Raw genomic sequence first — 9,867 nt, forward strand, 5'->3', positions numbered from 1 at the left:
GTGACCGAGGTCACGATCGTATAGAGACCCAGGGCCAGCAGGGTCGGGGCGGCGGCCATGGTCGGCATGTCCGGTGTCATGATTGCGGCCTCAGGAAACGGCTGACCATGGTGGTGATCAGCTTGCGGCTTTCCCCGAAGTCAAGCCCATCAGTCATCAAGGGCAGCATGGGAGCCGCGTCCAGCACCGCGACCAGAACCGCGCTGGTATGGCGGGGATCGAGGCTTGGGTCGACCTCGCCACGCGCCTGACCGGCGGCCAGAGCGGCGGTCAGCAGATCGCCGATACCGTCGGTATTGTCCTTCAGAATGGTATGGATGCGCGGGTTGCGCCCTGCCTCGGCCAGAAGTTCGAACAGGATGCGGCAATGGGACAGGTCGTCCCAGCCCGACATGCTCCAAAGCTCTGACAGCAGCACGGTCGCGGTCGGCGTTTCCTGGCTATGGCCGCCGAAATGACCGTGCAGCGCGGCAAGGTAATCGTCGGCCATCTGCTCGATGATCGCCTCCTTGCTGGGGAAATAATGGTAAAGGTGACCGGGGCTTATCCCCGCCTCCTTGCAGATCATCGAGATCGAGGCGCCCTGAAGCCCATGGCGCAGGAAACAGCGATGCGCGGCGGCGAGGATCTCCTGCCGTTTTCCCTTGTGCTGTTCGGGGTCGATCTTGCGTGCCATAAGGCGCCTCCGGTTTAATAGTGCGGACGCTCTATTTATCTCTTGACCGCCCGGCCAAGATGATAGAGTGATGCCTCTATCTATTGTGCCGCCACCGCCCGGTCCAGCACAAAGCAGGGGGGCAGCGGCCATCTTTCCGCGAGGTATCATGGACAAACCGATCCATCTGCTGACACAGGGGCTGGCGCTGCTGCTGGCCGCGTTCTTCCTGTTTGGGGCCTGGGGAAATCTGTTTCTCTCGCCCGAAAACGAGGCCGCCTATGCCGCCTGGGGCTATCCGGGCTGGTTTCACTATGTGACCGCACTTTGCGAACTGGTTGCGGCCATCCTGCTCGCGCGCACCGCGACCCGCCCCTATGGCGCGGGGCTTGGAGCGGCGGTGATGGCGGCGGCGCTGCTGACGACCCTGATCCACGGCGATTACGGCCATTCCGCAGCACCCGCCGTGGTGCTGGCGGTCGCGCTCGTCGTGTTTGCCATTTCGCTGACCCACAGGCCCGCCACGGCCTGAACCTTACCCCGGAGTCCCCTTCATGAGCCCGAATTTCCACCCGGCCGATGTGGCCGGTTCTGCAAGCATGCCTGATGATCCGCGTGACGGCTGGTCCGATCTGCTGTCCGGCCGGCATCTGGCCATCGTCACCGTCATGGCCAGCGGCATCCTGCTTTATGCGATGAACCTTTACTTCACCGCGGCGCTGATGCCCTTGATCGTCGCGGATATCGGCGGGCAGGCCTATTATGCCTGGGTCACCACCGGCTTCGTCATCGCGGCCATCGTGGCCTCGCTGTTTGTCAGCCGGTTGCTTGACAGCAGGGGGCCGGCCAGCGCCTATCTGATTGCCTTCGTCACCTTCGCGCTTGGCGCTGCCGGCAATGCCATCAGCCCGACGATGGAGATCCTGATCGCCGGACGGATCGTTCAGGGCCTGGGCGGGGGGCTGCTGGCCGGGCTTGGCTATGCGGTGATTGGAACCCGCCAGCCTCCGTGAAACATGATTTCCGGCCCCCGCCGGTTGCACCAGAGGCATAACCCGGTCCCTGCGATCAGTCCCCGGCAACCCGGACCGGCGATGTAGCCGCCGGACAGATAACCGGCATGGAGAAGAAGAGGTGATCATACTGACCAGCCCGGCATCACCTGCAGCATGGCAGCAGGCAGAACCATAAGCAGGACGACATTCTGCGCCCGGCAGGCTGTCCCGCCTCTGGCGAGCTACATTCCGGCCAGCCCGGTGCGGTGCTCCTTCAATGTGGCTGGAACCTGGACCTGGGCAAGACCGCAGAAGGTGATGGGTTCACGCTCGGCCTGTTGCCGGGATTTGCATCCGCGCAGCCGATCCGGCGATGCCTTCTGCGCTACGAGCACGGACAGGTTACCAGAACCTGCCGCAATAGCGCTCCCGGATCATGACCGGGGCGAGATCCTGACCGTCCGGCAGCCGGCAGCTTCCGATATGCCGGTCGTGGCTGCTGGGGCCGTTCAGGGCGCAGGTCAGGGTGAGGGTCTGGTTGGAAACCAGTTCGCGCGTCCGGGCCGTGGCGGTCTGCCCCTCACGGGTGTTGCGCTCGACGCAATCGAGCGAGCCGAAGCGGATCGGTATGCCAGCCACCTCGATCGTGTCGCCATCGCGGATATGCGTCACCGGCCCCTCGACGGTTTCCATCGCGGTAAGGCCGGGCAAGTGCCCGAGATATTCGGGAAAGCGTTCGATGACGAAGAACCCGAGGCTCAACGCGGCTGCCATCGCGCCGAAGACCCTGCCCGGTGAAACCCAGTTGGTCCGGGCGGAGCCGCCTGTTCTGGCCCGGTTCCGCGATGTCCGGTATCGGCGAGGAGGTTGTCTTCTGCTCATGGGGCGGGGTCTATCCGGCCCTGCCGGTCTGCACCACGTCTGATGCCTGCAATTGCCCCGATAGCCAGTCTGCATTAAACCTGTGGCATAACAACGGGGGATACCGATGACCGATATCGATCTGACCGCCTTGTCGCTTGCCGAATTGAAGCAGCTGGAAAAGAACGTCGCCAAAGCGATTTCCAGCTTCGAGGACCGCCAGAAGGCCGAGGCATTTGCAAAAGTGAACGCGCTCGCCAATGAACTTGGCTTCCCTCTGACCGATCTGGTGGGCTTTGCCCCGGCGCGGAAACGGTCCGAGTCTGTCGCCAAATACCGCCACCCGGAAAACCCGGAGATCACCTGGTCGGGTCGAGGCCGCAAACCGGCATGGATCGCAGATGCACTCGTCGCCGGGAAAACCCTTGAGGACTTCGCGATCTGATCGGAGAAGTGCGGTTTGTCCCAGCTTTACAACGCCGTTCGCCTGCACGTGTCACTTGCGGAAATCGAGCCGCCGATCTGGCGGCGGCTCGTCGTTCCGGCCGAGTGGACGCTGGATAAACTGCACCTTGTTCTCCAGGCTGCCTTCAGCTGGACCGACAGCCATCTGCATGAGTTCCGCATCGGCGGGTTGCGCTATGGCGACCTCGACTTGCTCGATGACGGATATGGCGGGCCGAGAGTCTTCGACTACACCGAGGTCCGGCTGGCGGATTTTGTCGGGCGAGATGCCGCCTTCACCTATCTCTACGACTTCGGTGACGACTGGCACCATGTCATCAGGATCGAGGAATGGCTGTCGCTCGATCCGGTGCCCTGCCATGCCGAATCCCTCGAAGGCGCTCGTGCCCGGCCACCAGAAGACGTCGGCGGTCCGTGGTCATATGGCGATTTCCTGGAAGCGATCCGCGATCCCGAACACGATGATCACAAGGCGAACCTCCGCTGGGCGGGTGGGCATTTCGACCCAGAATGGTTCGATCTCAATCTCATCAACAAGGATCTGCGCAACACGTTCCGTGCCAATGTACGACGGCGCCTGCACCAGCCGAAGCCAGTGGTGTAGCGCGATGTGGTCAACGGTGCGGTGGTTGCATTTTCTGACGATACGGGCGGAAAGCCGGCTGACGGCGGTGCGACATGGCAGACGCTGCGATGGGGCGAAGCGGGCCGACGCTGCGAAATGTATGGAGGTTCGTTTCTAATGGCTATTGATTATTGCGCAGCAAAGCAAAGGGGGTAGCTGGTGGCCGGCGAACGTATTAAGCATCTCGAGTTCATTACCCAAGCCATCGGCCGTATGGCCCAGAACTCCTTCGTCGCGCGCGGATGGTGCGTCACGGTCACGAGCGCGCTGTTGGCGATCGCCATCGAGCGCTCGGAGGCGCGGCTCGTATTTCCAGCTGTACTTGCGATCGCCGTCTTCGCAGCGATCGATGTCTTCTATCTTCGGCAGGAGAAACGCTTTCGGGAACTGTACGATACGGTCCGCGAGACGGGTGACGAGCAGATTAGTTTTGCGATGTCGCCGCCGCCGGACTGTGTACCCCTACGCGATGCCGCGTTTTCACCGATTATTATGCTGCTGTACGGGGGTATGCTGTCGGTCGCGCTGGTCGCGGCCGTCGTGATCGGGACGGCTGACTACCCGAACGAATCTATCGAGGCACTGGCCAATGATCCGAACACTTAAGCTCTTTGTCGTCGGGCCACACGATGAAGCACGTTACAACCTCATCCGCGAGTACATCAAGCGCGTTGTCAACGAGCGGGCTGATGCGGACGAAATCAAACTGTCGGTGACCGTCCCAACCGACAACACTCGCTCGGACGACTTCAACGACTGGATTTTTGGGCAGATCGACAGCTGCGACCTTCTGGTGGCCGATCTGACCGGCTTCAACCCGAACGTCATTTATGAAGTCGCCTTCGCCCACACCCTCGGCTTGCCTTGTGCGTATCTGCGCTTTGACGAACCGTCCATCGGACAGCTTGATGAGACCGAGCAGGACAAAATCGAGCACTATTTCAAACTCAGCCTCATACCGCGCGTCACGGTTGAAGAACTGAGCAGCGGTCAGAGCACGGGCTTCAACAAGCAACTCGGCGCGGTTCTTTCAGGATCGCCGGCAATAGGTGAGACGATCCTATCAAACTATTATCGAGGTGTTGCCCCGATCGATGCTGAGTTCGTCAGGGGCCTTGCGGAAGGGTATTATCGCAACTTCCTCGGTCCCGTCCTTACCTGCGAGCTTCCTGAAGAATATTCACTTTATCGACTGCGTATTTTGATACCCGACACTTTCGAACTTCCTGATTCGGATGTTCGTCGGGCAGCAAGCAGCGAACTCGGGAAAGGGCGAACCGATCTGACTTCGAACTCCCTTGGACGGCAACTTGGGGTATCCCACGCAAATAAGCCCACCACGCCAAACTGGTTCAAGAGAATAGTTCTTGGTCAGAAACTTCGAAGCAGACCTGAAGTCGAGTATTTTTTCGACATTCCGACAACCCTTCTTACAATCACGAAAAGCTTCAAGTACCGCAAAGTTATGCAAGCCCCATATTTCTCTGACGTTGATCGAGATCGCATGACTGATCGCCTTGCACGGCGTTTTGTAGCAGTGTTGTGGGAGCTTATCTTCGAGAATCGCGACCAGGTTGAATGGCCGCTAGATCAATTCGACATTGTCTGGTTGAGCAAAGTAATCGGGCCGTGGTCGGACAACGAGGCGCTGATGAATACTGACCCGCTAAAGCGACCGAATGCGATCCCTGCGGCACCTCCCAGGAACGGGGAACAAACATGACCGGTTTCGCATGGACTTACCAACCAAGCGGCTTGGGCCTGCGCCAGGACGAGTTCTCGATCCAAGGCAGCTTTCGAGATGATCCGCATTTCTATCTGCGCCGCGATTACAGGGAACCACGGGTCCTGACGGACTTCAACTTCGGAGCTCTGGGCGACGAACAGATATGCACGCTACTTGCGGAGTTCCTTTCGAAGAGTGGGGGATTGCAGCCTCCGACGGTAGCCGTCACCGACATCGCTCGTCAAGGCGACGAAAAGCATATCGTTGTCGCACGCTATGACCGTACCGTAGAAGCCCTCAAGAACGCGATTATCGCGATGGGCTTCGACGTACAGAATGCGCAGCTCGACCAGAAACACGGGCGCTTCAATGCGATCGTCCAGCTCACTGAGCGGGCAAATGACCGGTAAGCGTCGCTGCACCGGCTACCCGAACTCGTATGGGGAGGGCGCGGCGACCGCTCATAAATCGGAACTGTTGCGCCTAGAACCTAGCATGAATGAAGATGCTCGCCTACCCCAACACTGAGGGCTTGTGCTGCGTAGGGGTGTGGACAGAGTGGCTTGGAACGGGTGATCGCAGCTTCGAGCGGTACCTGCGCGATACAGTGCACGATTTCTTCTTCGGCCAGTGGTTCTACGAGCAGAACCCCCAGCTACCCGAACGAGAGCGCTGGCCTTTTGGTGAACGGTCGCACGGAAGGCTCGGACTTCTAGAAGGTCTTGGCGCCATGCTCGATATGCCGGCTACCGATGCGGCAGTATACCCAGCGCTTCACTATCTACTTGAGGAAGCCGTAATCGGACCGAACGCCCTCTGCCCTTGCGGGTCGCAGCGACGCTTCAAGCGCTGCCATCGTGCGCATTTGTGGCGGGCTCGCAAGCAGATCGATTTGGTGACTATCCGAGAAGCGATCGACCATCTCAGGCTCTACACATAGAGTGAGACTATCTCGTCCGTGGCGTGTTGCAGCCTTCAACAGGCTTTGTTAAATAAAGGCTGTAGGATTTATTTTGTGAATTCAGGGTGATAGCTGGACATCATGAGCGGACCCATCCCGCTGAACTACAAGACCAACAACAGGCTGACCTATAACGAAGTGCTGAAGCAGCGTGGCTGCCTGACTGTCTGGTTCGATCCGGATATGGTGTGGGTGCCGGCACCGACCGGCACGAATGGCGGCAATTTATGTGGCGATCAAGATTTCGGATCGAGCCCTATCGATGTGACCCATTCACGCAAGATGCGGGCATACTGTCGCGTCGACAGATGCGCACTGTGGTGGAGACGGCTGGGCCAGAGGTACTCCAGCCCAAGCATCTCCGGATCGGCGATCCAGCGTTCAAGCGACTGGCGTGTCGTTTCGGTGATCTCGAAGCGGACCGGTTTGCCCGTCTTGCTCTGGGTGACCGAGGCGCGCTCCTTCACCCTCCCCGCTGCGAAAACGTCCCGGACCTTCAGGCAGACCAAGTCGCAACCCCGAAGTTTGCTGTCGACCGCCATGTTGAACAACGCTAAGTCGCGTCGGTTGTCCGCCATCTCAAGGCGGACGCGGATCGACCATACGTGTTTCGGCAGCAGGGGGCGCTTCTGGCCGATGATGCGCCCCTTGTTCCAGGCGGGACGTTCGGGCCGGATCACAGGAAGATAGTTGGCGGACATGGTGTTACCTCCTGTCCTCCAGCCCCGCCCTGACTTCGGATGATCCGACAAGTCGATGGTACCAGAAAGATGTCCGAGTCGCCCCACGCAGCCTCGCGGGCGGAAAGCGGCCTGGGAGGTTGCGGCATTGCATCTGCAGCAATCGGCGATAGTGGCCACTCGGACTCGCTCGAAGAGCGACACAACGCGCAGCTGCCGGAAATTGCTCCGCACCTGTCGACACCCAGCGTCTTGATCAGCCTGCGAAGGGGATCGGACCCATTCGGAAGAACGTCCCAAAGGGCCAAAGGGTGATCGGCGGGCAGCGCAAGAACGATACGATCCTCGGCCAGAATCCGGTGCTGTAAAGGCAGGTCATTGCGCAGCAGATAGGCGACGCCGATGTCAATTTCTCCTTTATGAATAAGGATATATTGTGCCTCGGTCAGATGTGCGGCCAGCCGCAGATCGCAGCGGGGATGGGTGCGGCGAAACCCGCTGAGCGCCGACGCCATCGCCGGAAACATCATCGCCGCGCTGTTGAAGCCGATGCGCAGTGTCATATCCTCATCCGCTCGGTTCAGTTCGAACCGGCGGATCGCGCGGTCAAGGCCGGCCATCAGATGGGCGGCGTCGGTCAGGAAATCGGCACCCGCCGACGTGCAGCGAATGCCGGTGGACAGCCGCTCGAACAAGGGGCCGCCAAGTTCCGCCTCGACCTCGGCAATCCGCCGCGACAAGGCGGATTGTGCGATACCCATCCGGTCACCCGCCCTGTGCAGGCTGCCCGCGTCCCGTGCCGCCAGCAGATGCGGCAGGTTGCGCAGGATCAGTTGCAGGCGCGATCCGTGGCGGGCAGAGGTGGGTTCGTGTGGCATTGCGGGCGTCTCCTTCTGGTCCGCAAGCCTAAGGCGCAGGGGGCCGCGCAGGATACCTAATTCGGACGATGCCATGCCGTAGCGAGATCACGAAGCTTTTCCCAAACAGCCGAAGCCGCAATATGAGAACCCGATGCGACCGATTTATCTTTCCTATCTGACAGCGCCTGTCGATGACCCGTTCGAGGCGCTGCGTATCGCGGCAGGTGCCGGATATGCCGGGTTGGGCCTGCGGCTATGCGATCCGGCGACCGGCATGGCGGCCTCGCCGCTGGTCGGAAACCCGACGCTGTGCCGACGTTTCGCGGCCGGCCTGAAGGACGCGGGGCTGAGCGTCCCCGAGGTCGAGGCCCGGGTCCTGATGCGCGGGCCGGACCCGCAGATCGCCCCCGAGGTGCTTGAGGCCGCCGCCATGCTGGGCCGACCCTGCGTTATCGCGGTCGCGGACCAGCGCGGCGCGATCGAGCCCACCGAAGTGCGCGACCGCTTCGCAGCCCTCTGCAGCGAGGTCGCGGCCTTTGGTCTGGAGGCCGGGTTCGAGCCTATCGCCCATCGCGCCGCCGGGACGCTGGACCAGGCGCTGGAGATCATCTCGGGTGCGGGGCCTAGCGCAAGGCTGGTCCTGGACGCGCTGCATCTGCACCGCATGTGCATCGGTGCGGATCGTCTGGCCCGGGTCGACCACACGCTGATGCGGGTGTTTCACGTCTGCGACGCCCCGCCGATCCCGGCCGATCTGGCCGGCCATATCGATCACTCGGCGCGCAATCGTCTGCTTCCTGGCGACGGCGTTCTGCCGCTGCCGGACTACTTGCGCGTCTTGCCCCCGGACATGCCGGTTGCCTTGGAAATTCCCATGATGCGGATGCAGGAGACCGTCCCACCCGCCCAACGCGCGCGCATGGCAATCGCGGCGACATTGGCGCTGCTCGAAAAGGAATATCGCTAATGACCGAACCTGACACTCTGGCGGAGAGCGTGCGCTTCGCCCTGCGGCGGCTGGCGCAGACCGTCGCCGTGATTTCGATGCGCCACGAGAACCGGCGTATCGCGATGGCCGCGACGGCGCTCAACAGCCTCAGCCTCGATCCGCCAGCGATGATGGTTGCCGTGAACCGAACTGCCTCGATCTACCCGGCATTGTCTGCCGGCGGGCGGTTCTGCATCAATATCCTGGCCGAGGGGCAGGAGGCTGTCGCCCGTGCCTGCGGCGGTGCCCTGAAGGGCGAGGATCGTTTCGGCGTTGGCATCTGGCGGGACCTGGCCGGCGTGCCGGTGCTGGAGGGCGCTCAGGCGCGCTTGCTGTGTCAGCAGGACGGTTTTATGCATTACGGTTCGCATGGGGTGTTCGCCGGCAGGGTTCTGTCAGTAGAGATGTCCGAAGAGATCGCGCCATTGATTTATGCCGATAGTCGATTCTCTGGATTGCATTTTCCCGACGTTGGTGTGGTCTGAAACTCCGGTGCGAATTCGGAAGGCCTGTTTGATAATATGGCAAAGGCGCACGCCTCTATGCGAGACCGCGGGCAATGCCGAGGCCGTCTGCCGACGCCTCGACCTTATCGAGGCGCGGATGCTGATGCGCGATGCACCGCGGATCTGGGGCTTTGCGCCGCCTGCCGGGCGGACATGCCCGACCGGAGCAGAAAGCGCCCTCCCGTGCAGATGAATTGCCTTGCGGCCGGGGTGATAGCTATGAGAGCCGTGTGAGGGCGGTGGTTACCGCCGATTGTATAGCGTGCAAGCAGCGGATGCGTACAAGCACACTCGGCCGGTCATCACAGCTGGGCGCAGCTGGGGTGATATATTGCTGACGGAGGGCGCGATAAGGCCAGGACGATCCGCGCATATCAGAATGTCTTTCACAGGTAGGGAGCGCGGAGGCGCATCTTCTGGAGGAATACAGGGAAGAAAAATATGTTGCGTATCAACAGTCCCCCGTCATGGGAGCGCCCGGTTCAGTGGCCGGAAACCGGTTTGCCTTTCGATCTCAAGGCGGTCCGTTATGTCCTGGCCGCCGC

The 9,867-nt window shown here is 61.1% G+C and carries 13 protein-coding genes and 2 pseudogenes; 11 read left to right on the forward strand and 4 right to left on the reverse strand.

Going from position 1 to position 9,867, the window contains the following annotated elements:
* Positions 1–76: 76 nt before the first annotated feature.
* Complete coding sequence (locus FE811_RS23665; RefSeq protein ID WP_072464403.1) at positions 77–676, reverse strand: TetR/AcrR family transcriptional regulator; 600 nt, start codon at positions 674–676, stop codon at positions 77–79.
* Between the two features lie 148 nt (positions 677–824).
* On the opposite strand from FE811_RS23665, the gene FE811_RS23670 reads away from it, so the two are divergent.
* Entirely contained in the window at positions 825–1,187 is a 363-nt protein-coding gene (locus tag FE811_RS23670) for a DoxX family protein (protein WP_072464404.1), read from the forward strand.
* A gap of 22 nt (positions 1,188–1,209) precedes the next feature.
* Positions 1,210–1,668: an MFS transporter gene (locus tag FE811_RS23675; RefSeq protein ID WP_083539362.1), complete on the forward strand. Its 459-nt coding sequence runs from the start codon at positions 1,210–1,212 to the stop codon at positions 1,666–1,668.
* A 384-nt stretch (positions 1,669–2,052) separates the two neighbouring features.
* Here the strand turns inward: FE811_RS23675 and FE811_RS23680 are convergent, their stop codons facing one another.
* A complete protein-coding gene (locus FE811_RS23680) occupies positions 2,053–2,424 on the reverse strand; it encodes a thermonuclease family protein (protein WP_139294174.1) in 372 nt (123 codons plus the stop codon).
* Between the two features lie 214 nt (positions 2,425–2,638).
* Here FE811_RS23680 and FE811_RS23685 point away from each other — a divergent pair, with 214 nt between their 5' ends.
* From FE811_RS23685 to FE811_RS23715, 7 genes and pseudogenes are all read left to right on the forward strand, one after another.
* A complete protein-coding gene (locus FE811_RS23685; protein ID WP_072464405.1) occupies positions 2,639–2,956 on the forward strand; it encodes an H-NS family nucleoid-associated regulatory protein in 318 nt (105 codons plus the stop codon).
* Positions 2,957–2,971: 15 nt separating this feature from the next.
* Positions 2,972–3,580, forward strand: a complete 609-nt coding sequence (locus FE811_RS23690; protein ID WP_072464406.1) for a plasmid pRiA4b ORF-3 family protein — start codon at positions 2,972–2,974, stop codon at positions 3,578–3,580.
* A 180-nt stretch (positions 3,581–3,760) separates the two neighbouring features.
* The gene (locus tag FE811_RS23695) at positions 3,761–4,207 is read left to right on the forward strand and encodes a hypothetical protein (protein ID WP_072464407.1); all 447 of its coding nucleotides are present in this window, start codon (positions 3,761–3,763) and stop codon (positions 4,205–4,207) included.
* A complete protein-coding gene (locus tag FE811_RS23700; protein WP_116222482.1) occupies positions 4,191–5,324 on the forward strand; it encodes an STING domain-containing protein in 1,134 nt (377 codons plus the stop codon). Before FE811_RS23695 ends, FE811_RS23700 begins: the two co-directional genes overlap by 17 nt.
* Positions 5,321–5,737, forward strand: coding sequence for a hypothetical protein (locus FE811_RS23705; RefSeq protein WP_072464409.1), 417 nt, complete (start codon positions 5,321–5,323; stop codon positions 5,735–5,737). Before FE811_RS23700 ends, FE811_RS23705 begins: the two co-directional genes overlap by 4 nt.
* A gap of 89 nt (positions 5,738–5,826) precedes the next feature.
* Positions 5,827–6,267, forward strand: coding sequence for a YecA family protein (locus tag FE811_RS23710; protein ID WP_072464418.1), 441 nt, complete (start codon positions 5,827–5,829; stop codon positions 6,265–6,267).
* 102 nt (positions 6,268–6,369) lie between these two features.
* A pseudogene (locus tag FE811_RS23715) lies at positions 6,370–6,507 on the forward strand (IS5/IS1182 family transposase); the annotation flags it as partial.
* A gap of 29 nt (positions 6,508–6,536) precedes the next feature.
* Here the strand turns inward: FE811_RS23715 and FE811_RS23720 are convergent.
* Together FE811_RS23720 and FE811_RS23725 are read right to left on the reverse strand one after the other, a co-directional pair.
* Positions 6,537–6,989, reverse strand: a pseudogene (locus tag FE811_RS23720) (tyrosine-type recombinase/integrase); the annotation flags it as partial.
* The gene (locus tag FE811_RS23725) at positions 6,965–7,846 is read right to left on the reverse strand and encodes a LysR family transcriptional regulator (protein WP_181180943.1); all 882 of its coding nucleotides are present in this window, start codon (positions 7,844–7,846) and stop codon (positions 6,965–6,967) included. The gene FE811_RS23725 and the pseudogene FE811_RS23720, both read right to left, overlap by 25 nt.
* 133 nt (positions 7,847–7,979) lie before the next feature.
* Between FE811_RS23725 and FE811_RS23730 the strand changes: the two genes are divergently transcribed.
* Complete coding sequence (locus tag FE811_RS23730) at positions 7,980–8,795, forward strand: sugar phosphate isomerase/epimerase (protein ID WP_072464420.1); 816 nt, start codon at positions 7,980–7,982, stop codon at positions 8,793–8,795.
* The gene (locus tag FE811_RS23735) at positions 8,795–9,301 is read left to right on the forward strand and encodes a flavin reductase family protein (RefSeq protein ID WP_175562440.1); all 507 of its coding nucleotides are present in this window, start codon (positions 8,795–8,797) and stop codon (positions 9,299–9,301) included. The genes FE811_RS23730 and FE811_RS23735 overlap by 1 nt, the downstream gene beginning before the upstream one ends.
* The last annotated feature ends 566 nt before the right edge of the window (positions 9,302–9,867 follow it).

The sequence above is a fragment of the Paracoccus sp. FO-3 genome (assembly GCF_006386455.1).
Lineage (GTDB): Bacteria > Pseudomonadota > Alphaproteobacteria > Rhodobacterales > Rhodobacteraceae > Paracoccus > Paracoccus versutus.